Here is a 23666-nt window from a genome sequence, read left to right as displayed (position 1 = left end):
CCCCACACACGTGGGTCGCGGGGGCTGGGTTTTTTTTAACAGCCACCGCCCCCGCCCCCCGCCCCCCCCCCGGGCGCCCCCCCGTTACCCCCCCCCGCCGCCCCCCCCCACGTCGGCCCCGGCCGCCGCGGCCCGGTGGGCGAGGCGGTTGAGGCCGACGTCCGGAACCATCCGGTGCACGGCCCCGATGAAGGCCGCCGCGGTGCCGTGCGCGAACGCGTTGGTCAGCTGGTAGTCGGCGGCCACCAGGCCGTGGCCGGGCCGCCAGGACATACAGCTGTTGGCGAGGACGACGTCGGCCCGGACCTCCCGGGCCAGGACGACCCCGGCCGCGTCCACCCCCGGGCGGAAGCACTGCCCGGTGAAGGCACAGCTCGGCGCACCGGCGGGCGCCGGGGCCCGCCCGGCCGTCCGGTCGCCGACGGCGCCGCAGACCACGGTGTCGGAGAGGACCAGGCCGTGCTCGCGTCCGGCGACGGCGAAGGAGACCAGTCCGTGCCGCCGCCCGGTCAGCAGCGGTGCCACCACGTCGGCGCGTGCGTCGGCACCCGTCACCCAGTGCACACCGGGCGTGTCGTCCCGCTGCCGACCGCCCCACGGGGCGACGCAGAGCTGCGGGTGGTCCGGTGGTGTCCGCAGGCCGCTGCCGAGCCCCTTCGCGATCAGTCGGCTCAGCTCGCCCAGGTCCCGGCCGAGCACCACGCCGAGCGCAGCCTCGCCCCGGCCGGCGCGGCGGAGCTCCGCCGTCGCGTCGAGGATGTCGAGCACCGGCCCGAGCGACAGTTCGGCCGCGAGCGCGACCAGCACGACGTGGTCCACGCCGCCGCGCCCGGGGGTGGCCGCCCCGCCGGGCGCGCCGGTGGTGAACGTCCCTCCGACGCGTTCCGCGAGCGCCGCTGCCACCGGGGCGGCGGCCGAGCCGGGCGGTGCGAGCACCAGCACCCCGCCGGCCGGACCGGGCGGTGCCGGATCGTCCGACGGCCGGGCGGGATCGGTGAGTTCGGTGAGTGCGGCGGTCCGGTCGTCCGCCGCCCCGTACACCGGGATCCGCGCCCGGTCCCGCAGCGCGTCGAGGTAGGAGGCGAGGTCGGGGTGGGCCGAGAACGGCGGGCCGGCGGTCATGGTGCCACCGCCGCCGTGTCGACGGTCAACCCGCCGGGCCGCCCGATCCGGGAGGCGATCCGCCGCACCGCCAGGTGGTCGGCGGCGACCCGGGCCGGGTCGGGGTCGGCGAGCACCGCCACGCCGAGTTTGTGCGCGTCCATCAGGTCCAGGGTCTCCGGCACCTCGTCGCCGTCCTTGACGTTGACCTTGAGGTGGCAGCAGCTGGGCAGCTCGGTGATGGCGTTCAGGCCGTCGATCCCGCTGATCGGCCCGGCCGAGCGGACCGAGAAGAAGACCACCAGGACGGTCATCTCCAGGGAGTAGTCGAGGCGGACGGCGCCGTCCCCGGCCAGGTGGCGCACGGCACGCTCGATCAGGTTGTCACCGGTGGCCAGCTGGCAGGCCCACGGCTGCGCGCCGCCCGGCGGCCGGGCGTTGACCTCCATCAGCAGCGGCCCGCGGTCGGTGACCATGACCTCGGTGTGCGCGACGCCGAACCGTACGCCGAGGGCGTCCAGCACCTGCCGGGTGTACCGCAGGAGTTGGTCGTGGCCCGGCGCGTCGTGGGGCACGAACTCCATGCTCTCGTAGATCGCCATCCGGCCGTCGGCCGAGTGCTTTCGGTACCGGACGATGTCGGTCACGGTGTGCACGCCGTCGTGGCTGAAGGTGTCGACGGCGTACTCGACGCCGGTGACGTACTCCTGGAGGACCACGTCGGTCAGCCGGATGCCGTGCCGGCTCACCGAGCCGGCCAGGCCGGTGACGGCCTCGCGCCAGCCCGCCCCTCCCGGGTGCCTGGTCACGCCGTCGGTGCCGGACGCGTTCGCGGGCTTGACCACGAGGTCCCGCCCCTCCAGCCCGCGGTCGCGCAGCCAGTCGGCGGCCTCCCGCGGGTCGCGGACGCAGAGCGTCTCGACGACGGGCAGCCCGGCGGCGGCCACGGCGGCGTACATCTCGCCCTTGTGCCAGCGGGCGGCGGCGAGTTCGGGCCGGTTGGCGCGGTCCGGGGTGAGTTCGGCGGCGAGCCGGTCGGCGAGCCGTACGCCGTGCTGCTCGCCCGGGAGGATCGCGACGGGTGCCAGCTCGCGCAGCCGGTCCAGTACCGGGTCGAGCAGTTCGGGGGTGATCGGTGCGGCGTCGTCGGCGCCGTACTCCAGGTGGTGGTCGAAGTCCTCGGCCCGGAACGAGGCGGCCAGCGGGGCGGCCGAGCGCAGGGTGACCCCGCAGGGCGAGAAGCCGGCCCGGCGCAGCGCGGGCGCGTACATGTTTCCCGAGGAGTAGGGCTCGACGATGACGACGACGGGCCGGCTCACTTCGCGCCCCGGGCTGCCGTGCGGTCGATCCGGGCCGCGAGCAGCTCGACCGTCGGACATTCGAAGATGTCGCCGATCAGGACCCGCTTGCCCAGCGCGGTGCGGACCTTGGAGATGACCCGGGTGGCCAGCAGGGAGTGGCCACCGAGGTCGAAGAAGTCGTCGGTGACCTCGATCTGCGGGATCGCCAGGACCTCCTGCCAGATGCCGAGCAGCGCGGCGGCCGTCCCGGACGGCCCGGCCGTTCCGACGGGCGGCTCCGACCCTGCGCCCGTCGGTCCCGTCGGTCCCGCCGCTTCCGCGGTCGCCGGGGTCTGCTCGGGCTTCGCGGTCTGATCGGGCTGGGCGGCCTGCTCGGGCGCCGTCAGGGCGGCCCGGTCCAGCTTCCCGGTCGGGGTGAGCGGAAGCGCGGACCGCAGGACGAAGCGGGCGGGCACCATGTGCGCGGGCAGGAGCCGGGCCGCGTGCGCCCGCAGCTCCGGCGGGGTGGGGGTGCGGGCCGGGTCCCGGGCGACGACGTGCCCGACCAGGCTGCGGCCGGTGCCGTCCTCGCGCACGGTGACCGCGACCTCACCGACCAGCGGGTGCTCCAGCAGCCGCGCCTCGACCTCGCCAGGCTCGACCCGGTGCCCGCGGATCTTCACCTGGTGGTCGGCCCGGCCCAGGAACTCCAGCGAGCCGTCCGGCCGGTGACGGGCCAGGTCGCCGGTCCGGTACATCCGGCTGCCGGGTTCCGGACCGAACGGGTCGGCGACGAAGCGTTCGGCGGTCAACGCGGGCCGGCCGGCGTAGCCGCGGGCGACGATCGGCCCGCCGACGTACAGCTCCCCGATCACGCCGGTCGGGGTCGGCTGGAGCGCCTCGTCGAGCAGGTACACCGAGGCGTCCGTGATGGGGCGTCCGATCGACGGCAGCTGCGGCCAGTCGGCCGGGTTCCCGCGCAGCCAGTGCGTGGTGGCCACGCTGGTCTCCGAGGGGCCGTAGCCGTTGCGCAGCACGCAGCCGGGCATCTGCTCCAGCCACCGCACCAGGTCGGGGGCCATCACCAGTTGCTCGCCGCCGGTGACGACGGTGCGCAGCCGGGTGGCCCGGCGCCCGTCCGGGCGGGCCGCCCAGTGCGCGATGTTGAGCAGGCCGGAGTAGGGCGCCTCCAGGTGTTCGATCGCCTCGTGCTCCAGCAGGTCGAGCAGTGCCTCGGGGTCGCGCCGGACGGCCTCGTCGGGCAGGAGGACGAGCCGGGCACCGGCGTGCCAGGCACCGAAGATCTCGCAGAACGACGCGTCGAAGCTGAGGGCGCTGAACTGCAGGACGTGCGCCCCGGGTTCGATCGCGGTCGCGGTGACGTACCAGTCGAGGATCCGGACCAGCGCACGGTGCGGCATGGCCACGCCCTTGGGGCGGCCGGTGGAGCCCGAGGTGTGCATCAGGTAGGCGAGGTCCTCGCCGTGCACGGCGGGGTCGGGATTGCCGGCCGGGCGGCCGGCGAGGTCGCACGCGGCCAGGTCGTGGACCTCCCGGCCGGCGGCCGGCGCCGTCAGCGCGGCAGTGTGCGGGGCTTCGGTGAGCACCAGCCGGGGAGCGCATTCGGCCAGGGCCTCGGCGGTGCGGGCGGGCGGCGCGGCGACGTCCAGCGGCACGTAGTAGCCGCCCGCTTTGAGCACGGCCAGCATGCCGGTGAGCATCGTGACGGTGGAGCCGCCGTAGAGCGCCACCGCGACCTCCGGCCCGACCTGCCGCTCGCGCAGCCAGTGGGCCAACCGGTTGGCCCGGGCGTTCAGTTCGGCGTAGCTGAGCGAGCGCCCGGCCTGCACCAGTGCGACGGCCTCGGGCGTCCGCTCCGCCCAGGCCTCCACCAGCCGGTGCACCAGGGCGGCGGTGGGTGCCGAGGAACCCGTGCGGCACCACGCTCCGAGCAGCAGGTCCAGTTCGGCGCGCGGCAGCACCGGTGTCCGCCCGACCGGGGTGTCCGGATCGGCGACGACACCGGCCAGCAGGGTGTGCCAGCGCGCCGTCCAGCGCTCGGCCTCCGCCGGGTGGTGGCCGATCCGGGTGCGCGGGCCGTCCGGTGCCCGCTGGACGGTCAGTGCGGGCGGCCGGCCCGGGTCGACGGCCGTCCCGAGGCCGGGGCGCAGCTCGATCCGCAGGTCTGCGGCCGGGTCGACGGGCCCGAGCGGGGCCTGCTCGCGCAGCCGTGCCAGCAGCCCGGCGAAGGACGGATCACCGGTCAGGTCCAGGCGGTGGGCGCCGGTGCGGGCCGGCTCGCCCGCGCTCACCGTCACCGTCGGGTCCGGTTCGCCGCCGTGCCGCAGGGCGAGCACCGCGTACGCGGCGAGCAGCGTCACCTCCGGCGGAACGTCGTGCACCCGGCTCAGGTCCGCGAGCCCCTCGGTCAGTCCGTCGGGCAGCCGGACGGTGCTCCCGGTCGTCGCGGGGTCGGGGCGGTCGGCCATGGCCATGGGGCTCCTTCACGTGTCGAGTCGGGGACCGGGCGCGCCGGAGGGGACTCGGCACCCGCACACCGCACCGCATCACCTCGCTGGAACCGCGGGTCGGGCGACGACTTCCTTCGGGCCGGAACGTCGGAACGGCCGGGGAGCGGTACGAGGGGGTGAGCATCGGCCGGAAGCAAGTAACGGCGAGGGCCCGGACATTCGTCAAGGCCGGCCCATTTCCACCGGCGGGCGGACAACTGACAGCCGCTGGCAGTTGCACGGACGAGGTCGCGCACGCCGTCCGGGTCCACTGCCGTGCCGCTGCCGACCGGACCGGCCGGGCACCCTTCACCTGCGGGCGGAAACGGCGAGCATAGGGGAATTCCCCCGCGAATTCCATCGGCGTGCACCGCACCCCCGCCGCTCGATCCGACGGCCCTTGACAGCGCCTCGGCCCGTGATGAGTCTGGGCCGAATGGATGAGCCGGTCTTTTCGGTTGGCAACGTTCGCGACGATCCGCTCTGGCATTCCGACGACTGGGCCGCATTCAGCCGGTTCTGGGAGGATCTGCCACTCGACGCACACATGGGGGACGGGGGGACGTATCGGCGCCGGAAATACGCCACGATCTCGCACGAACTCGACGGCGGCGCGGTCCGGCGGCTCGACCACGAGGGCTTTCTGCAGAGCAAGGCGATCAACCGGCTGAACGGCGGCGTCGTCCGCCGGTTCGAACCGGTCGACCCCGGGCTGCTGGACACCGTCGTGGTCCGCCGGCTGCTGGACCGGTTCGCCGGGCACATCGCCCGGACCGCGCCCGGTGACCGGCCGGCACCCGCGATCCGCCGGGTGAACATCCACCAGCACCGGATCACCGCGTCCGGGACGGAGCCCGGGAACCCGACCCCGGAGGGCCTCCACCGGGACGGCGTGGAGCACATCGTCATGATGCTGGTCGCGCGCCGGGGCGTCTCCGGCGGGTCCAGCACCCTGTACGACAACTCCGGCACGCCGGTGCTCACCCACACCCTGACCGAGCCGGGCGAGTTCATCTTCCTGGACGACCGCACCTGCCTGCACTCCGCGTCGCCGGTACGGCCGGCCCCACCGGCCGTCGAAGGGCACCGCGACATGTTCTTCCTCGAATTCTGCTGACCCAGCGCCCCACGCCTTCGACGCCCTGCCCTCGAAGCCCTGCCCTCGAAGCCCTGTCGACGGAGACCGAAGCCATGAGCCCCGCACACCCCACGCCCGCCCCCACCACCGAGCTCGTCCGCGGGATCTGGTGCGAAGTCCTCGAACTGGACCGGGTCGACGACGAGGAGAGCTTCTTCGCCCTCAGCGGCAGGTCCGTGGACGCGCTCCGGCTGGTCAACCGGATCCGGAGCGTCTTCGGGCTGACGATCAGCGTCCGGACCGTGATCGAGGCGCCGACGGTGTCCCGGCTGACGGAGGCCCTCCGGTCGGCACCGCCCGCCCCGCCCCGGCCGAGCCTGACGGAGGGCGGCCGGGCCTGAGCGGCCACCGACCGCAGACGAGCACCACCGACGGGGGAAACGGGAAATGGACATCGATCACTTCGGCGCGCCCGGACGCTCCGGCCTGGACCGCGCCTACCGCGAGCACCTGGCCCGCGAGGGGGTCCGGGCGGAGGACCTGACCCGGGAGGCCGACCGGAACCGGCTGCTGCGGATCACCTACCGCGGGCAGTTCCTCCCCGCGCCGCTCTTCCTCTCCGCCACCGAACGGGCCGCGCTGGCGAAGGACCTGGGCACCGTCCACCGCCTGCTGACCGAACTGCCCGAGCGCAGCTTCGACGGTGACCCGGGCGCCCTGGCCGAGGCCCTCGGCGTGACGGCCCCGCAGGCGCGGCTCGCCCGCCGCGCCGCGTCCGGGCCGCCGTCGACACGGCTGGCCCGCGCGGACCTGTTCCGCGCCGCCGAGGGCTTCCGACTGCTGGAGCTGAACATCTCCAGCGCCCTCGGCGGGGCGAACAACGCCCTGCTCAACCGGGCCCTGCTCGGCCACCCGGCACTGTCCCGGTTCGCCGCCGACCACGGGCTCGGCTACGTCGACACCGTGCAGCACCTCGTCGCGACCGTCCGGGCCGAGTGCGGTCCGCCGCACGAGCGACCGGTGGTGGCGCTGGCCGACTGGCCGACGAGGTTCGCCGCGTACGAGCTGTGGCTGCACGTCTTCGCGTCGCTCCTGGACGAGGCGGGGATCGAGGCCGTGCCCTGCCACGTGGGGGAGCTGGTCGAGCACTCGGGCCGGCTGGAGGTCCACGGCCGGCCGGTGGACGCCGTGCTGCGGATGTTCCTGATCGAACAGGTCCGCACCCCGCAGGACGAGGCCCTGCTGGAACCGCTGCTGCGCACCGTCGAGTCGGGCGCGGTCCGGCTGATCAGCCGGCTGGACGCCGAGCTCTACGGCAACAAGGGCGCTCTGGCCCTGCTGTCCGACGACCGCCACCTCGACGTCCTCGACGCCGCCGAGCGCGCCTGCCTGGACCGCCTCCTGCCGTGGACCCGCTTCCTGCGGCCGCGGGTCCGCCTGCCGGACGGCTCGACGGGCGACGTGGAGGCCTACGCCCGGGCCGAGCAACGGGACCTCGTCCTCAAGCCGGTGCTCTCCCACAGCGGCATCGGCGTCGTGCCCGGCTGGACCGTCCCGCCCGCGGAGTGGCTCGACCGCGTCCGACGGGCGGTCGGCGGGCCGTACGTCCTGCAGCGGCGGGTGACGCCGGTCCCCGACGTGTTCCCGACGGCGGACGGCGGCGAGCGGGCGTTCCACGTGAACTGGGGGGTGTTCGTCACCGACCCGTCGGTCACCGGCTCGGACGGGTACGGCGGCTGCTACCTGCGGGCGAGCACCGACCCGCAGGTCGGAGTGATCAAGGAGGCCGCGGGCGGGTGGGTCGGCTGCGTGTTCCACCAGGAGGCCTCCCCGGGCGGCGACGCGGCCGACCGGCCCTGATCGACCGGGGCAACCATTCGCATTTTATTCCCCCAACACGCCGAGATCTTCCCGTGATATCTCTGGACCCGCGCAACCCGCGCGATTCGCCCGAACTCGACCTGCCGGATCATGCCGGTTTGGCGGCGAAATTTGCTGGGTATCCGTCGCCACTCCCCGCCGACGCCGCCCACCGGCGCAAATCACGTCCGGCGCCGCCCGGCGTCGATCTCTCTTGACATGTCTATGCCCCGCAAATACGCTCCGATAAGGAGGTGAATCACGCCCGGAGGCCCCGGAAGTTGCCTCACTTTTGCCGCAGGTCGCCCCAACCGACTTACGGCCGGCATTCGAGCAGAATAAACCACCGATTAACGTCCCCTGCGGTTTCCACTCGTCCTGTGAAGGTGAAATTGCTCAGCGAAGGGCGTTCGACCCCCACGACAGACAGTGCCGTACTGATCGCTCGCCGTTCCTGGAACATGACGGTGGAGACCGTCCGGATCGACCGGCTCCGGCCGGCCGACTCCCCCCGACTCGACGGCGAGGACCCCGACCACATCCGACTCCTGGCCGAATCCGACGCCGCCCTCCCGCCGATCCTGGTGCACCGCGGATCGATGCGGGTCATCGACGGGATGCACCGGCTGAGGGTGGCCCAGTCCCGCGGTGACTCCGAGGTACCCGTCAAGTACTTCGACGGCACCGAGTTGGAGGCGTTCATCCGCGCCGTCCAGCTGAACGTGACCCACGGACTGCCGCTCTCCCTCTCCGACCGCGAGTCCGCCGCCACCCGCATCCTCGCCTCCGGCGGCAGCTGGTCGGACCGGGCGATCGCCCGGATGACCGGCCTCAGCGCCCCCACCGTCGCCCGGATCCGAGCCCGCTCGCGACCCGACCACCGGCCCGAGGACCAGGCCAGGATCGGTCGCGACGGACGGGTCCGCCCCCTGAACAGCTCGGCCGGCCGGCTGCGCGCCGGCGAGATCATCAGCGCCGAGCCGCACCTGAGCCTGCGCGAGATCGCCAAGCGCGCCGGGATCTCCGTGGGGACCGCCCGGGACGTCCGCAACCGCCTCGGCCGCGGCGAGGGCCCCCTCCCGGCCAGGTTCCTACCCGGCTCGCGCCCGACCACCGGCGCCGCGGCCGGACCGCTCGACCGGACCGCGGCCCCCGCCACCGGCCCCGACCCGATGGACGGGTCCTACGTCTCCGACCTGACCAGCCTGCAGAAGGACCCGTCGCTGCGCCTGACCGGCAGCGGCAGGTTCCTGCTCCGCTGGCTCAGCTTCCACGCCATCAGCCAGGAGAAGCGCGCCAATCTCATCAGATCGCTACCGGCCCACAACAAGGCCCGCATCGCCTACATGGCGAAATGCTGCAGCCGCTGGTGGGCCGAATTCGCCGACGACGTGGAACAACAGCAGGAGTGCCGGGACATTCCGAGGACCGGCTGACCCGGCCCTACGGGCGTCCGGAAACAGACCACCGCGGGGGGGGGCGCGCCGGGGGCGGGGGCGCGCCGGCCGGGCGGCACAGGGGGGGCCGAGGGCGGGGGGAGCGCGGGTCCGCCGGCCAGCGCGGCCCCCGGGCCCCCCGCCGCCGCCCCCCCCCGCCCCCCCCCCGCCCCCGGCCCCCCCCCCGCCCCCCCGCCGGGGTGGTCGTCGTACGCGCGGTGGTCGTCGTACGCGCGGCCGGCGTGAGGGTCGCCCGCGCCCGACGGCTCCCGCCACCCGGGGTCGACGGGCCCGTCCGCCTACTTGCGGCGGCCGAAGATCCGCTTCGCGGCGTAGATGATCCCGAAGATCAGGAGCGCGAAGAACAGCACGATCAGGATGATCACGACCAGCAGGAACTTGCCCAGCTTGGCGAAGAAGCCCTTCTTCTTCTTGTCGTCCTTGGCCGCGAGGTGCGCGGCGTCGGCGCTCGACGGGGCGACGGACGAGGCGACCGACCGGGTGCTCTGGGCGGCGGCGCCCGCGGCCGGGGCGGCGGGGGCGGGCGCGGCGGCCGCGACGGTTCGGGGTGCGGCCACCGCCGTCGCGCTCGACGCCGCGGCGGTCAGGCCGACGGCGGCCAGCAGTGCCACCAGGGCGCCGGCTATCGAACGTGCGATCCGGTGAGTCATCGTGCTCCTCGTACGGGTTCGGGGCTGCGCGGGCGAGCCCGGTCAGCCAATTCTCATGGTCTGACCAGGTGGTTTTCTCATCCGCGCCTAGTATGCTCCACTGAAGTTCTACAGCGGTGTAAAAGTTTAGCGACGGGCCCCGCCCGGATCGGCTCCGGCCCCGAGCCACGCAAGCCCACCGCTCCGACGGGGGTTCCGTGGCAACTGTGGAGGATGACGACGTGCCTGGCCGCAAGGGTTCCCCTGACGCCGAAATTTCGCCGCGCCGGGCGGGCGGACGCCGGGCGGCGGGCCGAAGCGCCGCTCCGAACCGGGGCGAGAAGGACACAGCAGACATAGCGGACGGCCGCCCGGCGGGCCGGGCGAAGAAGAAGCCCAAGCGCAGCACCAAGGAGAAGGTCCTCTGGGTGACCGCCGGCTGCACCGCGCTCGTGCTCCTCGGCGGCGGCGCCCTCTACTACCGCCTGAACAGCAACCTCTCCACCTTCGACCGCGACGCCGTCAGCAAGGACCGTCCGGACGCCGCGGCCCCCGACGCCCAGGGCCGCACCCCCGTGAACGTCCTGCTGATCGGCTCGGACAGCCGCGGCAACGGCAACAGCGACCTCGGCGGCGGCGGGGACGGCGGCGCCCGGTCGGACACCGCGATCCTGCTGCACGTCTACGCCGACCACAAGCACGCCGTCGGCATCTCGATCCCCCGCGACTCCCTGGTCACGATCCCGTCGTGCAAGCTGCCCAACGGCAAGTGGACCAAGGAACAGACCAACGTGATGTTCAACAGCGCCTTCTCGGTGGGCGACACCGAGCAGGGCAACCCGGCCTGCACCCAGAACGCCGTCGAGAAGCTCACCAACCTGCGCGTCGACCACACCATCGTGGTGGACTTCAACGGCTTCGCCTCGATGACCAAGGCGGTCGGCGGCGTCGAGGTCTGCCTGCCGAACGACATCCACGAGGGCGACCTCAACCCCAACCTGGGCCACAAGGGCAAACTGATCTTCGCCAAGGGCAAGCAGAAGGTCGAGGGCCAGGCCGCGCTCGACTACGTCCGGGTCCGCCACGGCATCGGCGACGGCTCCGACATCGGCCGCACCAAGCGCCAGCAGGCCTTCCTGTCCTCCCTCATCAAGCAGGTCAAATCCCGCGGCATGGACCCGACCACCCTGCTGCCGCTCGCCGACGCGGCCACCAAGTCGCTGACCGTCGACCCCGACCTCGGCTCGGCCGCCAAGCTGCTCGACTTCACCATGTCCCTCAAGGACGTGGACCTGCACGACGTGAAGTTCCTGACCACGCCGTGGCGCTACGAAGGACCGCGGGTCGCCCTGGTCCACCCCGACGTGGACCAGCTGTGGGCCGCCCTCAAGGCCGACCGCACCATCGACGGCCAGGACGCGAGCGCACCCGCCGGCGGCTCCACCCCCGCCGCCGAGGCCACGCCCACCCCGACCGCCACCCCGGACGCCAAGGCCGCCGAGATCAAGGTCTCCGTGCTCAACGGCACCGGCGAGGCCGGGCTCGGCGGCAAGGCCGCGGAAGCCGTCAAGGGCGCCGGGTACACCGTCACCACCGTCGGCAACGCGACCGGCAAGGCCCGCGCCACCACCGTCGTCGAGTACGGCACCGGCGAGCGCGGTTCGGCCGAGGCGGTCGCCAAGCTGTTCCCGGGCGCGAGCGTCCAGCCCGGCAGCCGCGGCATCAGCGTCGTCCTCGGCCACGACTTCGCCGCCGCCAACCCGGCGACCGCCGCCGCGGGCGCCACCCCGGCGCCGCTGCCCACCAGCGTCAGCGGCACCGCCCGCTCGGCGGACGACGACCCCTGCGCCAACGTCTCGTACGGCTGAGCCCGCGGGCCCACCCCGCGCACACGGCCCGCCCGTCACCCGACGGCGGGGCCCGTCACACGACGGCGGGGCGCACCCGGACCGACCGGCCCCGGGAACGCCCCGCCACCCGCACCCTCGACCGCGTCAGCGTCTCGCCCCGCAGGACGGGCAGAACGCGGCACCGTCCGGGACGTCCCGGTGGCAGCCCGTGCACTGGACGGGCTGCGCCAGGCGGAAGCCGCAGCCCGGACAGAACGGCGTGCCGTGCGTCTCGGTCTGGCACTGCGGGCAGACCAGCTGACGCGGCGTGTTGACGTCGAACCCGGCACCGGACTGCTGACCGGCCTTGTACGCACGGTCGGTGACCGCGTCGTTGAGGCCTCGGTGCTGCGCCGCCTGCGCCTCGGCCGCGGTGTCCGGCGCACAGTTGAAGCAGAGGCCCTGCGCCGGGTCGAAGCAGCGGCCGCAGACGTAGTGGGTGCACCGGGCGCAGCGGTTGAAGTGCGTCTGGGCGTTGGCGATCGCGCGCTGGAAGGCCTCGTCCCGCGAGGTGCCCCAGGTGTGGCCGGCCAGGCCGTCGGCGGCGTTGCTGATGGTGTTGGCGCTGCCGCCGATGAGGTTCCAGGCCGCGCTGACGCCCTTGCCTATCCATCCGGCCACCTGACCGGTCCGGAACGCCTCGAACGGTGAACGCCAGGTGTCCGAGCAGCGGTAGCAGTAGAACTCGAACTGGAAGCCCGCGCCGGTGCCGTGCTGCTCGCACAGGTCGCGGTAGTTGTTGCTGAAGTAGATCTCCGAACTCACGTCGTCCTCGGTCCGTGAAGTGGCCTGTCGGCGGTCGCTCCCAGGGACGACCGGGCGTCCCGAACGGTTCCGCCACAATCCCCGGCCCGAACGCTCACATCCCCGACACCGGCAGCAGCAACACCCGTGCCGGGTCGAACCGTTCCCAGCACGCGGGCCGACCGCTGCGGCCGACCCGCAGGCGGCACCAGCGCCGTCCGGCCGCGTCCTGCCACCAGCCGCTGATCCGGCCGAGTGCCCAGCTGCCGTCGCCGAGGTCCACCTCCACCGGCTGGTACACCCACCGGACGTCGTGCGCCGCCGGGTCCACCCGGCCGTCCCGGGGCTCCCGGGCGTCCACGACCTCGTGGCCGTCCCGGACCTCGTGGCGCTCCTGGCCGTGCCGGACCTCGTGGCCCTCACGGCCGTCCCGGAACTCCCCGTCGACCGGGCCCTCACGGCCGTCCCGGTCCGCGGTCTCCCCGGCGCTCCGGGGACCGCACTGACTCTCCATCACGGCTCCGCCTCCCGACCCGGCCTCGGCCGCGGCGGTCACCCGGTGCGGGGCGGCCGTCGCGACCGGGGTGCAGCACACCTCCTGGACTCTACAGGCGTGTAGAGAACGGCGGGAGGGGTTCCGCCGAAGCCGATCGACCCGATCCGGCCGTGGCAGGGCCGGATCGGGTCGGGTCGGATCAGGTCGGATCGGGTCAGGACGGATCAGGATGGATGGACCGGGCCAGGACGGTCCCACCGGGTCACACCGGGTCACACCGGGTCCGGCCGCTTCGGGCCGGACCGTTCCGGCGCGGGCTCAGCGTCCCTTGCGGGCAGCCCGTCGACGCCGCCACAGCGCCACCGGCACGACCCCGGCCAGCGCGAGCGCCGCCGGCGCCGGCGGGGCCTCGACCGGGGCTCCGGCCGCCCCGGCCGGCACCTTGTCGAAGGTGTCCGGCACCGGCAGGGTGGACCAGTCCGACAGCGGCCACGCCACCACGAAGGCCCGGCCGACCACGTTGTCCACCGGCACGAAGCCGTCCCCGGTCACGTTGTGGTGCCAGCGGGAGTCCCGCGAGTTGTTGCGGTGGTCGCCCATCACCCAGAGCTTGCCCTTGGGCACGGTGATGGTGCCGACCGGGTCGTTGTCGCACGGCGTCGAACCGGGGAACAGGTACGGCTCGTCCAGCGCGACGCCGTTCACCTTCACCGGGCCGCCCGCGTCGCACTGCACGGTGTCCCCGCCGACCGCGATCACCCGCTTGATCAGGTCCTTCTCGTCCGCCGAGGGCATCAGGCCGACGGTGCTCAGCGCCCTCTGGACGGAACCCGTGAAGGAGTCGCCGTAGGACGTCGGCGCGCCCTCCAGCCAGCCGCCCGGGTCGCGGAAGACCACCACCTCCCCGCGCTCGGGCTTCGCGCCGAACCACGGGGTGAGCTTGTCCACCAGCACCCGGTCGCCGATGGCCAGGGTCTGCTCCATCGAGCCGGAGGGAATGGAGAAGGCCTGCACGAAGAAGGTCTTGATCCCGAGCGAGAGCAGCAGGGCGATCACCAGCAGGATCGGCAGCTCCTGCCAGAACGGGCGCTTCTTCCGGGACTGCTTCGTCCCCTTGTCCGGTTCCTCCCCCGCGACCGGCCCCGGGGCCGGACCGGGGGCCTGACCGAGGGGCGTGACCGGGCCCGGGCCGGGGGCCGCGTTCGGGGCCGTCGCCGGGCCCGCGCCCGCACCCGGGCCTGCCCGGCCGTCCCCGGCCCGGTCGCGCTCCCCGGCTCCGCCGCTCTCGCCGGACTCCGCGCTCTGCTGCACACTCATTTCCTCGGCCCCTCCCGACGGCCCGACGGGAGTCACCACGAAGACCCCCTGTCAGGAACGAACCTACCGAACAGAGGTTCCCGGGCGCGCCCTGACGTGCATGCGCTCTCCCTGCGGCCCGAAGAGGCTGAGGAACTCCACCGGCTGCGACCCCGCGTTACCGAACGCGTGCGGGGTGCGGGTGTCGAACTCGGCGGCCTCACCGGCCGTCAGCACCAGGTCGCGGGAGCCGAGCACCAGCCGCAGCCGGCCGGACAGCACGTACAACCACTCGTAGCCCTCGTGGACCTTCAGTTCCGGCTCGGGCTCGGTGTTCTGGCCGGGCGGCACGATGTGCTTGAACGCGTGCATCCCGCCCAGGTGACGGGTGAGCGGAATGATCGTCTGACCGTTCCTGGTCACCGGGCGCGGGTGGATCCTCGGATCTCCGGTGGCCGGGGCCCCGACCAACTCGTCCAGCGGCACCCGGTACTCCCGGGCCAGCGGCAACAACAGCTCCAGGGTCGGCTTGCGCTGTCCGGACTCCAGCCGGGACAGGGTGCTGAGCGAGATGCCGGTCGCGGCGGCCAGTTTGGCGAGCGTGGTGCCGCGCTCCCGCCGCAGGGCCCGCAGCCGGAGGCCCACCGTGGTGAGGACGTTCTCGAACTCTTCGTCGACCATGTCTGCCATGTGCCGGTACGGCAAGGGTGTTTGTCAATCCGGCACCTGAGTGAGGCCGCCTCCGCGCGCCCCTCCCGGCGATTCCCTCCCCCGCGCACCCCTCCCCGCGGGGCTCTCCCGACGCAGCCCACCCGGTCGAGCCCGCCCCCGCGGCCACCGGCCCCCGCACCCCCGGCCGGCCGACCGCTTCCCGTTCCGGCCGACCGGCCCCGGGAGCCTGGGAGCCCGGGAGCCCGGGAGCCCGGCACGACCGGTCAGGGCCGGCCGGACCGCCACACCAGGAACCCGTGCTCGTGCACCCACTGCCCGAACGGGTCGAACCAGTCGGTGAAGGCGAACAGCAGCACGCTCACCCCTCCGCCCAGCAGCAGGCCGATCGCCACCGCCGCCACCACGATCCGTACGACCGCCCGCACCACCCGGATCTCCTCCCTCGTCGGGTGGGAAGGCTGCCCGGCGACACCGGCGCCACCACCGAACGTCTCTGGAGCGAGGCCGAGTTGTCACCGGCCGGTGAGGATCCGCGACGGTCGGCACGGGGCCGGCAGCCCGGCGTCCGGACGTCCAGCAGACACCGGGGCGGGCGTCCGGACTACCGGTACTCGCGCAGCCGGGGCCGCACCCCGATCGCGGTCAGGGCGAGCGCCACCGCCAGCGCGCCCGCCGCCAGGGCCGCCGTGGTGCCGTCCAAGTCGCCGTCGGTCTCGGCGACCGCCCGGTCCATCGCTCCGGAGTTGATCGCGATGGTGTCCCCGATCGCGTTGCCCAACTGCTCGAAGTCGTAGTTGGACTGCCCCTTCGAGAGCCCGGTGTCGAGCGTGACGGCTTCCTTGACCTTCCCCGCCGCGCGCAGCTCGCGGATCTTGCGGTCGGTCAGCTGGTACTGCTGGAAGGTGTCCAGCACGTGCTCGGCGGCGTCCCGCTCGCCGGGGAAGGTGATGTTGTGCAGTTCGCTGCCGAGGTAGCCGCCGAAGGGGATCACCGCGTGGTCGGCGCGGTGCCGCGCGGCGGCATCGGCCAGCCGGGTGTTGTAGTCCGCCAGGGTCGCGCCCTCGATGCGGGCGATCGCCTGGGTCTGCTCGACGAAGGTCTGCTCGTACGCGGCGGCGCGGGCCGGGTCGATGAGGTAGCGGCTCTCGTCGGCGTTCATGTCGAACGCGACGGCGCGGGCCCGGCTGAGCGCTGCCACCGAGTCGTAGGCGTTGCTCTTGGCGGTCACCAGGTGGTCCTCGGCCCGGCCCGTCAGGTTCAGCCCGATCACCAGCGCCACGCCGGTCAGCAGCGTGACGGCGGCCAGCGCCGGGTTGACCACCCGGCGGAATCGCAGCGCCAGGGCCCGCTGGAGCCCCAGCAGCGCGGAGAGGGTGACCAGGCCGACGGCGAGCAGCCACCACCAGCCGCTGCCCAGGGCATCGCGCTGCTGCTGGTAGACGCGTTCGACGGAGGCGTCGTTGGCGACGGTGACGCGGTCGGCCGCGGGCAGCAGCTGCTGGCGCAGCAGGTCGGTGGCCTGCCGGTAGGCCTCCAGTGCGGCCGGCGAGGGTTGGCCGGCGGGCGCCCCGGCCTGGTCCTCCAGCAGCTGCGCCCGGGCCACCAGGGCCTCGTAGCTGCCGAGCCGGTCGAGCACCAGTCGGACGGCACGTTGTCCAGCCGGGTCGTCGGCTGCCGCGCGGGCGGCCTGCTGGAGGTCGTCGTCGGCCTGGGCGCGGCGCTGCTCGTAGGTGTCCAGGGTCTGCTTGCGCAGAGTCGTGTAGTCGGGGTCGGCGCCTACCAGGAGCAGGTCGGCGGCCTGGGCGTCCATGTCGCTGAGCGCGAAGTAGAGGTCGGCGGCGCGGGTGGCCTGCGGGGCGGCCCGGTGGCCGATGGCGTCGGTGCCGTCGCGGGCCCCGGCGAGCACGACGGTGGCGGTGGCGCCCAGGCCGAGCAGGGTGGCCAGGCTCAGCGCGGTGAGGCCGCGCACCAGGCGCGGGGTGGTCCAGTGCGCACGGCTGCCGACCGTCCGGAGGCGGCGGCCGAGGCCGCCAAAACCGCCGAAATCGCCGGAACGGGCCGGAGCGCCGGGCGGAGCGGGGTCCGCCCCCTCCGACGCCACCTCCGGGGCCTGTTCCTGCGAAGTGGCCGTCCTGCGCTCCGTGGAGGTCGTCATGACCGCACGTCCCTTTCCCCCGTGGCACGGTCTGCCGGGACGTCCGGACACCGGACGGTCCGGGCACACCGGATGGACCGGGCGCGCACCGGACGGACCCGAACGCAGAACCGTTTCTCTCTGCCGTTCTCTCTTCCGCCGCGCGACGCTAGTGCCGCGACATCCGCCGCACGGCGCCCCTGACGCCTCCTTGACGCCGCCGGGCGGCGTTCTTGACGCTTCCTTAGCGACCGGCTCCGGTGCCCGGCGGTCACCGGACCGCGCCGGACGCGGCCGACACCCCACCACCGCGAGGCCGACCACAGCCCCGACCCCGGCCCTCGACCTCGACCTCGACCTCGACCTCGACCGGACGTCAACAGCGCCCGGGGCTCCCGGCGTTCGTCCAGGTGAAGCAATTACGCGGCTCCGCCCGCGCCACTACGCTACGTGTCATGACTTCTTCGGAGAGGGCCCCCGGGCGGGGCACGGCGGTGGTGATCGGCGGCGGGCTGGCCGGCCTGGTGGCGGCCTGGGCGCTGCGCGGCCACGCCGAGCGGATCGTCGTGGTGGAGCGGGACCACTACCCGGCGGAGGCCGCGTTCCGGGCGGGGGTGCCGCAGGGCCGGCACGCGCACCTGGTGCTGGAGGCCGGGCACCGGGCGCTCGAGGAGATGATGCCCGGGATCAAGCAGGAACTGATGGCCGCGGGCGCGCTGCGGGTGACCACCTCGGAGGTCAAGTGGCTCAGCTCCGCCGGGTGGATGGCGGAGTACCCGGCACGGATGGCCTTCCTCTCGTGCACGCGCCCGGTGTTGGACCAGCTCGTCCTGGAGCGGGTCCGCACCGAGTCCACGATCGAGTTCCTGGAGGGCACCGACGTGGTCGGCCTGCTCGGCTCGGCCGCGGCGGTGACCGGGGTGAAGGTCCGCGAGCGGGGCCCGGAGCGCGGTGACGTCCGCGACGTCCACGCCGAGTTGGTGGTGGACGCGGCGGGCCGCTCGACCTCGGTTCCGACGTGGCTGACGGAACTGGGCTGCCGCCCGGTGCCCGAGGAGCGGGTCGACGCGGGCGTCGCCTACACCTCCCGGCTGTTCCACCGCCCGGCCGGCGTCGACCTCGGCGGCCAGGCGGTCTACCTGCAGACCAAGGCCCCGGACGCGCCCCGGATGGGCGTCCTGCTCCCGGTCGAGGGCGACCGCTGGATCGTCAGCCTCGCCGGGATGCGCGGCGCCGAACCGGAGCCGGGCGAGGAGGGCTTCACCAAGCACCTGACCGGACTGCGCGACCCGCTGCTCCGCGAGGCACTGCGGAACGCCGAGCCGGCGGGCGAGGTGCGCGGCTTCCTCCCCGGCCCGGGCGTGCGGCGGCACTACGAACGCAGTTCCCCGGACGGGCTGGTGGTGGTCGGCGACGCCGCCAGCACCTTCAACCCGGTGTACGGCCAGGGGGTCACCGTCGCCCTGTTCTGCGCCCAGGCACTGCGCCGCACCGCGCTGCGCCACGGCGGGATCGGCCACGCCGCGGCCCGGGACGCACGGCGTGCCGTCGCCGCGGCGTCCAAGAACCCGTGGGTGATGTCCAGCTCCGAGGACGCCCGCTTCGCCTCCACCACGGGCGCACCGTCCGGCACCCTGCTCAAGCTCCAGCACCGATTCCTGGACAAGGTGCTGACCGGCGCCACCCGCGACCCGCTGGTCACCGCGGCCTTCCACGAGGTGATGTCCCTGGTGGAACCGCCCACCCTGCTGTTCCGCCCGTCGGTGCTCAGCGCGGTCCTGCGGGGCTGAGCGGGGCCGCCGGTTCGGATCCACCGGCCGCACCGGTCGGAGCAGTTGCCGGGCCGGTCGGAGCAGTTGCCGGGCCGGCAGTGCCGGCCGGGCCGGGCGGACCAGCCTGACCCGGCCGGACCAGCCTGGTCGGCCGGGCCGGTCGGGGCAGTTGCCGGGACGAGCGAGCCGGTGCACCCTCCAACCCTCGCGGCCCGGCCCGCTGTTGTACCGTCCAACCATGATCGGCTCCGCCCCGGTACGCCTTGCGACCTTCAACGTCCTGCACGGGCGGCAGCTCCCGGACGACGGCCGCCAGGCGACGCGGGCCTCCGACACCGTCACCGTGCACCCGCTCGTCGACGCCGTCGCGTCCCTGGACGCCGACGTGGTGGCATTGCAGGAGCTCGACCGCTTCCAGCAGCGGTCGGGCCGGGTGGACCAGGCCCGGGCCCTCGCCGAGGCGACCGGCGCCGTGGACTGGCGCTACGCCTCGGCGTTCCACGCCCGTGCGGTGCCGGGCCGGAGCTGGGTCCGCGACCGGTCCGAACCAGGCATGCGGGTGTACGGCCCGCCGGGCACGGGGCACGACGGAGGGGCTCCCTCGCACGGCATCGCGCTGCTGTCCAGGCTGCCGGTCCTGAGCTGGCGAGCCCGGCGGTTCGGCGCGCCTCCGGTCGCCGTGCCGCTGCCGGTGGCCGGGCGGGCGGGCCTCACGGTGATCCGCGACCATCCGCGCGTGGCTCTGGCCGCCGTCCTGCGGGGGCCGCGCGGCCCGTTCACGGCGGTGGCGCTGCACCTGTCCTTCGTCCCGGGCTGGAACGTGCGCCAACTCCTCGCCGTACAGGGCTGGATGGCCGACCTGCCCCGGCCGCACCTCCTGCTGGGCGACTTCAACATCGTCGGCGCCGTTCCCGTGGCCACCCTCGGCGCAGCCGGGCTCCTCCCCTCGTCGAGGCCCGCGACGCCCCGGTCCGCCGTACCGCCCCCGGGGGACGGCTGGCGCCGGCTGGCCCGCGTCCGCACCTTTCCGTCGCACCGCCCACTGGTGCAGCTCGACCACGTCCTCGCCGCCGGACTCGGCGCGCACCAGCCGGTTTCGGTGCGGGCGCCCAGGATGCCGATCTCGGACCACCGGCCCGTGGTGGTCGAGCTGGACCTGTGATCCCGTCGAGGTGCGGCCCACCCTGTCCCACCCGACGACCGGCCTCGCCCGGCCCCTCCGCCGGGCACGCGGGAGGCCCCCGTCCGCCGGGCGCATGGGCGAGCCCCCGCGTGGAAGGGCCCCCGCGTGGGAGGGCCCGTCAGCGGTGGCCCAGCACGTTGACCACCCGTCCGCTGGGGTCGCGGACGAAGAACCGCCGCACGCCCCACTCCTCGTCCTGCAAGGGGTGGACGATCTCCGCACCGCTCTCCCGCACGGCCGCGTAGGCCGCGTCCACGTCGTCCACCTCGACGCTCAGGTCAGGGACGACCGGCGCGGTCCTGTCCTCGGCCATGACGCTGATCTGCGCCGCCGGGCTGGACGGGGAGGCGAGCGTCATGATCCAGCCGTGGTTCATGACCTCCTCGAAGCCCAGCAGGCCGTAGAACTCCCGGCTCTCCTGCACGGCCTGCGACCGGATGTTGGGCACGACACGGCGAACGGCCATCGACGACTCCAGACGAGAGCGGACCTGTCCTGTCCCCCAGGAGTACCAGAGCGGCCCGCCCCGGGGCGCGTCACTCGGATACGTACCCCCGACGACTTCCCTGGTTCACCGACGCCGAGGACTGATCCCTGCCACTCGCAGCACAGGTAGCTGCTCGACCCGCCCGGGGTGTCGGCCGCGGTTCCACGCACCGCGAACCGCATGCGTCGCCCTTGCGTGCCTCCGCGCGAGTGGGACTCGGAGTCGTAGGGATTCTCGCCACCTCACTTGTCGGAACCCTGACATCAAGTCTGCTGATCCGATGAAAGGAACCCATTCGTGTCACCTGAGAGAATCCCGCAGGGAATCCCACGCCGCGTCCTGGCCACCGGCGTCTCGCTCTGTCTGGCCTCGGCGTCGCTCGCGCTCCTTCCTGTCCAGGCCCGGGCGGGTGACGCCCCGGCCGCGGCGCGGTCGAACCGGGCGGTGTCCCTCGCGCCGTTGACCGTCGTCGACGCGACCGGATCGGCCATGAGCACCGGTGGCAGGGAGCCCTCCATCACGGTCGACCCCGCCCATCCGAACCGGATCGCCATCACCCGGTTCGACACGACGTGGAACGGCGGCACCGCCGCCGATCTGCTCTACTCCGTCGACGGTGGCAGCACCTGGACCAACTACGCGTCCATCCCCCCACCGCCCGGCCTCGCCGACGCCGGCGCCCTCGCACCGGCCGACCAGAGCATCGACTTCGGCCGCGACGGAACGCTCTACGGCGCCTTCCTCACCTGCACGCTCAACACCGCCATGAACGGCTGCACCGGCGCCAGGGTGGTCACCGGCTCGACCAGCGACCCGACCAGCCCCGCCTCCTGGGCATGGCGCCCCGATGCCACCACCGGCACCCAGATCACCAGCGGCAACCGGGTATTCGCCGACCAGCCCTGGCTGCGGGTGAACCGCGACCGGGACCACGCGGACCAGGACGACGTCTACGTCTCGTACGAGGACCTCCGCAGCACGCCCGCAGAGGCGCGCGTCGCGGTCTCCTACAACGCCCACCCGGTGAACATCACCCAGGACCAGTCACCGGGCCCCGTCGTCACCGACACCAACACCAGCGGGGCCATCCGTCTTGCGACCGACCCGAGGAACGGCGCGGTCTACGCCCTCTTCCAGACCCAGACCACCCCCGGGACCCTCGGCGACCCGCAGAACATCACCTACCGGATCAACCGGTCGACCGACGGCGGGGCGACCTGGCCGCTGGGCCCGACGGGGCAGGGCCTCGCCGTGGCCACCGCCGACACCCACCAGGGCGTCACGTACAAGTTCGGCACGGTCAACGCGCTGCTCGGCGGCATCGACCACGCCGCCGTCGACCCGTCCAACGGCGACGTGTACGTGGCCTACGGCGCGGACGTCTCGGGCAACAACCAGATCAGGATGCGACGGCTCACCGACGACAGCCACGGCAGCCTCACCGTCGGGACGGAGTACAATGTCTCCACCTCGACCAACGCGGCGCTCCCCTCGGTCGCGGTGCTCGACGACGGCACGGTCGGTGTCCTGTACACCACCTACGAGGGCATGAACGGCAACGGCTTCCCGACCTTCGCCGCGCATCTCGCCAGGAGCGTCGACCACGGCGTCACCTTCACCGACCAGGTCCTGAGGACGTTCCAGTCGGACTTCACCAACGACGGCACCGCGTACCAACGCGTCCTCGGCGACTACCAGGTCCTCAGAGCGGTCGGCAACCGCTTCTACGGCGCGTTCCCCGGCAACGACAACGGGGCGACCCCGCCCCTGCCGGCGCCGCCGATCCACGCGATGTTCTTCACGACCGTCCCGCAGACCACCACGACCACGTCCGCCTCCTCCGCCAACCCCTCGGTGTACGGCCAGCCGGTGACCTTCACCGCGACGGTCGCGCCCGTACCCGACGGCGGCACGGTGAGCTTCCGGGTCGACGGCAGCCCGCTCGGCGGACCGGTACCGGTGGACACCACGACCGGGCAGGCGACCTCGGCCGCCATCGCCACCCTGAGCCCGGGCCCGCACACCGTGGACGCCGTCTACGGGGGCAACGGTGACTTCGCGTCCAGTACCGCCACGACGCTCGTCCAGACGGTCAACCAGGCGCCGGTCACCACGACCCTGGTGTCCTCCGGCCCGTCGACAGCCGGCCAGAACGTCACCTTCACCGACACGGTCTGCCCCGCCGGCGGGAGCGCCGACCCGGCGGCCCCGCCCAGCGGAACGGTGACCTTCCGCGACGGCGGCACGCCGCTCGGCACCGGAACACTGTCGCCGGGCGGTGGCACCAACTGCGCCCAGACCCAGTTCGGCTGGGCCGACCTGCTCCCCGGAACGCACACCGTCACGGCCCAGTACAGCGGCGACGGCAACTACCTGGCGGGCCCGCTGGAGTCCGTCACGCAGACGGTCGGCTGCACCCGGACCGTCACCGGGTCCGTCGCGGGCACGGTGGTCGCGGGCAGCGGCAGCACCTGCATCGTCGATGCCACGGTCAGCGGCACGGTGCAAGGTGCCTCCGGTGGCTCGCTGTTCGTCAGCAACTCCACAATCAAGGGCAGCATCCTGTCCTCCAACGGCACCCGGCTCGGAGTCTGCGGCAGCACGATCACCGGTTCGGTCGCCGTCTCCCACGCCACCGGCTTCGTGGTGATCGGGGACCCGGGCGACGACGGTTGCGTGGGCAACCGGATCACCGGCCTGGTGTCACTGGCCGACAACCACAGCGGCGCCGAACTCATCGCCAACCACATCGGCGGCTCGGTGCAGGTGCAGGGCACGACCGGTACCGGCCCCTTCCCCGAGGACGACCGCGCCGAGATCGAGGGCAACACCATCCTCGGTTCGCTCTCCTGCTCCGGCAACGTCCCGCCGCCGACCAACGGCGGACACCCCAACACCGTGACCGGCCTCCGGACGGGCCAGTGCGCGAACCTCTGACCCCGAACTGAACCATGGAGAGGGACGGTTGCGTGGGGGGGGGGGCGCGGCCGCGCGGCCGCACACACCCCACAACCAGACCCACCACCCGCGCAAGCGCAAACACTCCCACAACCACACAACCACCACACCCGCGCCACA

The 23666-nt window shown here is 73.7% G+C and carries 19 protein-coding genes; 8 read left to right on the top strand and 11 right to left on the bottom strand.

Annotation, left to right across the window (positions count from 1 at the left end):
- Positions 1–84: 84 nt before the first annotated feature.
- The 3 genes from ACFV0O_RS11945 to ACFV0O_RS11935 are packed head-to-tail and all read right to left on the bottom strand — an operon-like array spanning position 85 to position 4876.
- Positions 85–1122, bottom strand: coding sequence for a hypothetical protein (locus ACFV0O_RS11945; RefSeq protein WP_380339769.1), 1038 nt, complete (start codon positions 1120–1122; stop codon positions 85–87).
- Positions 1119–2420, bottom strand: a complete 1302-nt coding sequence (locus tag ACFV0O_RS11940) for an ATP-grasp domain-containing protein (protein WP_380339766.1) — start codon at positions 2418–2420, stop codon at positions 1119–1121. The genes ACFV0O_RS11945 and ACFV0O_RS11940 overlap by 4 nt, the downstream gene beginning before the upstream one ends.
- On the bottom strand, positions 2417–4876 hold the full coding sequence (locus tag ACFV0O_RS11935; protein WP_380339763.1) for an amino acid adenylation domain-containing protein: 2460 nt from the start codon (positions 4874–4876) through the stop codon (positions 2417–2419). The genes ACFV0O_RS11940 and ACFV0O_RS11935 overlap by 4 nt, the downstream gene beginning before the upstream one ends.
- On the opposite strand from ACFV0O_RS11935, the gene ACFV0O_RS11930 reads away from it, so the two are divergent.
- The 4 genes from ACFV0O_RS11930 to ACFV0O_RS11915 all read left to right on the top strand — a co-directional run bounded on the left by ACFV0O_RS11930 (position 4869) and on the right by ACFV0O_RS11915 (position 9265).
- Positions 4869–6008: a 2OG-Fe dioxygenase family protein gene (locus ACFV0O_RS11930; RefSeq protein ID WP_380339761.1), complete on the top strand. Its 1140-nt coding sequence runs from the start codon at positions 4869–4871 to the stop codon at positions 6006–6008. The two genes, ACFV0O_RS11935 and ACFV0O_RS11930, sit on opposite strands and share 8 nt — an antisense overlap.
- 74 nt (positions 6009–6082) lie before the next feature.
- Positions 6083–6370, top strand: coding sequence for a phosphopantetheine-binding protein (locus ACFV0O_RS11925; protein ID WP_380339759.1), 288 nt, complete (start codon positions 6083–6085; stop codon positions 6368–6370).
- 46 nt (positions 6371–6416) lie between these two features.
- Positions 6417–7829: a hypothetical protein gene (locus ACFV0O_RS11920; protein WP_380339756.1), complete on the top strand. Its 1413-nt coding sequence runs from the start codon at positions 6417–6419 to the stop codon at positions 7827–7829.
- 461 nt (positions 7830–8290) lie between these two features.
- Positions 8291–9265 (top strand): ParB/RepB/Spo0J family partition protein, encoded by a 975-nt coding sequence (locus tag ACFV0O_RS11915; protein ID WP_380339754.1) that lies wholly within the window; start codon positions 8291–8293, stop codon positions 9263–9265.
- A gap of 299 nt (positions 9266–9564) precedes the next feature.
- Here ACFV0O_RS11915 and ACFV0O_RS11910 read toward each other — a convergent pair whose 3' ends face one another.
- Complete coding sequence (locus ACFV0O_RS11910) at positions 9565–9936, bottom strand: hypothetical protein (RefSeq protein ID WP_380339751.1); 372 nt, start codon at positions 9934–9936, stop codon at positions 9565–9567.
- Between the two features lie 221 nt (positions 9937–10157).
- On the opposite strand from ACFV0O_RS11910, the gene ACFV0O_RS11905 reads away from it, so the two are divergent.
- A complete protein-coding gene (locus ACFV0O_RS11905; RefSeq protein ID WP_380339749.1) occupies positions 10158–11783 on the top strand; it encodes an LCP family protein in 1626 nt (541 codons plus the stop codon).
- A gap of 126 nt (positions 11784–11909) precedes the next feature.
- On the opposite strand, the gene ACFV0O_RS11900 is transcribed toward ACFV0O_RS11905, so the two are convergent.
- The 6 genes from ACFV0O_RS11900 to ACFV0O_RS11875 all read right to left on the bottom strand — a co-directional run bounded on the left by ACFV0O_RS11900 (position 11910) and on the right by ACFV0O_RS11875 (position 17167).
- Positions 11910–12569 (bottom strand): zinc ribbon domain-containing protein, encoded by a 660-nt coding sequence (locus tag ACFV0O_RS11900; protein WP_380339746.1) that lies wholly within the window; start codon positions 12567–12569, stop codon positions 11910–11912.
- Positions 12570–12663: 94 nt separating this feature from the next.
- Positions 12664–13143 (bottom strand): hypothetical protein, encoded by a 480-nt coding sequence (locus tag ACFV0O_RS11895; RefSeq protein ID WP_380339743.1) that lies wholly within the window; start codon positions 13141–13143, stop codon positions 12664–12666.
- A gap of 219 nt (positions 13144–13362) precedes the next feature.
- Positions 13363–14361, bottom strand: a complete 999-nt coding sequence (gene lepB, locus ACFV0O_RS11890; RefSeq protein WP_380339739.1) for a signal peptidase I — start codon at positions 14359–14361, stop codon at positions 13363–13365.
- A gap of 63 nt (positions 14362–14424) precedes the next feature.
- Complete coding sequence (locus ACFV0O_RS11885; protein WP_380339913.1) at positions 14425–15021, bottom strand: helix-turn-helix domain-containing protein; 597 nt, start codon at positions 15019–15021, stop codon at positions 14425–14427.
- A 254-nt stretch (positions 15022–15275) separates the two neighbouring features.
- Positions 15276–15440, bottom strand: coding sequence for a hypothetical protein (locus ACFV0O_RS11880; RefSeq protein WP_360262590.1), 165 nt, complete (start codon positions 15438–15440; stop codon positions 15276–15278).
- A 173-nt stretch (positions 15441–15613) separates the two neighbouring features.
- Entirely contained in the window at positions 15614–17167 is a 1554-nt protein-coding gene (locus ACFV0O_RS11875) for a hypothetical protein (RefSeq protein WP_380339736.1), read from the bottom strand.
- Positions 17168–17601: 434 nt separating this feature from the next.
- Between ACFV0O_RS11875 and ACFV0O_RS11870 the strand changes: the two genes are divergently transcribed.
- Complete coding sequence (locus ACFV0O_RS11870) at positions 17602–18936, top strand: FAD-dependent monooxygenase (RefSeq protein WP_380339734.1); 1335 nt, start codon at positions 17602–17604, stop codon at positions 18934–18936.
- Between the two features lie 220 nt (positions 18937–19156).
- Positions 19157–20080 carry an endonuclease/exonuclease/phosphatase family protein gene (locus ACFV0O_RS11865; protein WP_380339731.1) on the top strand — a complete coding sequence of 308 codons (924 nt, stop codon included), beginning with the start codon at positions 19157–19159 and terminating at the stop codon, positions 20078–20080.
- A 139-nt stretch (positions 20081–20219) separates the two neighbouring features.
- Here ACFV0O_RS11865 and ACFV0O_RS11860 read toward each other — a convergent pair whose 3' ends face one another.
- Positions 20220–20567, bottom strand: a complete 348-nt coding sequence (locus ACFV0O_RS11860) for a VOC family protein (RefSeq protein WP_380339728.1) — start codon at positions 20565–20567, stop codon at positions 20220–20222.
- Positions 20568–20885: 318 nt separating this feature from the next.
- Between ACFV0O_RS11860 and ACFV0O_RS11855 the strand changes: the two genes are divergently transcribed.
- The gene (locus ACFV0O_RS11855; protein ID WP_380339725.1) at positions 20886–23525 is read left to right on the top strand and encodes an Ig-like domain-containing protein; all 2640 of its coding nucleotides are present in this window, start codon (positions 20886–20888) and stop codon (positions 23523–23525) included.
- The last annotated feature ends 141 nt before the right edge of the window (positions 23526–23666 follow it).

The sequence above is a fragment of the Kitasatospora sp. NPDC059577 genome, from assembly GCF_042735475.1.
Classification (GTDB): Bacteria; Actinomycetota; Actinomycetes; order Streptomycetales; family Streptomycetaceae; genus Kitasatospora.
The sequence above is the reverse complement of the archived record's forward strand: the minus strand, read 5'-3'. Positions and strand labels throughout refer to the sequence as shown.

Coding starts and splice junctions, on each gene's coding strand:
- ACFV0O_RS11945 (WP_380339769.1), bottom strand. CDS start 1,122: ATGACCGCCGGCCCGCCGTTCTCGGCCCACCCCGACCTCGCCTCCTAC.
- ACFV0O_RS11930 (WP_380339761.1), top strand. CDS start 4,869: ATGGCCATGGGGCTCCTTCACGTGTCGAGTCGGGGACCGGGCGCGCCG.
- ACFV0O_RS11935 (WP_380339763.1), bottom strand. CDS start 4,876: ATGGCCATGGCCGACCGCCCCGACCCCGCGACGACCGGGAGCACCGTC.
- ACFV0O_RS11925 (WP_380339759.1), top strand. CDS start 6,083: ATGAGCCCCGCACACCCCACGCCCGCCCCCACCACCGAGCTCGTCCGC.
- ACFV0O_RS11920 (WP_380339756.1), top strand. CDS start 6,417: ATGGACATCGATCACTTCGGCGCGCCCGGACGCTCCGGCCTGGACCGC.
- ACFV0O_RS11915 (WP_380339754.1), top strand. CDS start 8,291: ATGACGGTGGAGACCGTCCGGATCGACCGGCTCCGGCCGGCCGACTCC.
- ACFV0O_RS11910 (WP_380339751.1), bottom strand. CDS start 9,936: ATGACTCACCGGATCGCACGTTCGATAGCCGGCGCCCTGGTGGCACTG.
- lepB (WP_380339739.1), bottom strand. CDS start 14,361: ATGAGTGTGCAGCAGAGCGCGGAGTCCGGCGAGAGCGGCGGAGCCGGG.
- ACFV0O_RS11885 (WP_380339913.1), bottom strand. CDS start 15,021: ATGGTCGACGAAGAGTTCGAGAACGTCCTCACCACGGTGGGCCTCCGG.
- ACFV0O_RS11875 (WP_380339736.1), bottom strand. CDS start 17,167: ATGACGACCTCCACGGAGCGCAGGACGGCCACTTCGCAGGAACAGGCC.
- ACFV0O_RS11870 (WP_380339734.1), top strand. CDS start 17,602: ATGACTTCTTCGGAGAGGGCCCCCGGGCGGGGCACGGCGGTGGTGATC.
- ACFV0O_RS11865 (WP_380339731.1), top strand. CDS start 19,157: ATGATCGGCTCCGCCCCGGTACGCCTTGCGACCTTCAACGTCCTGCAC.
- ACFV0O_RS11860 (WP_380339728.1), bottom strand. CDS start 20,567: ATGGCCGTTCGCCGTGTCGTGCCCAACATCCGGTCGCAGGCCGTGCAG.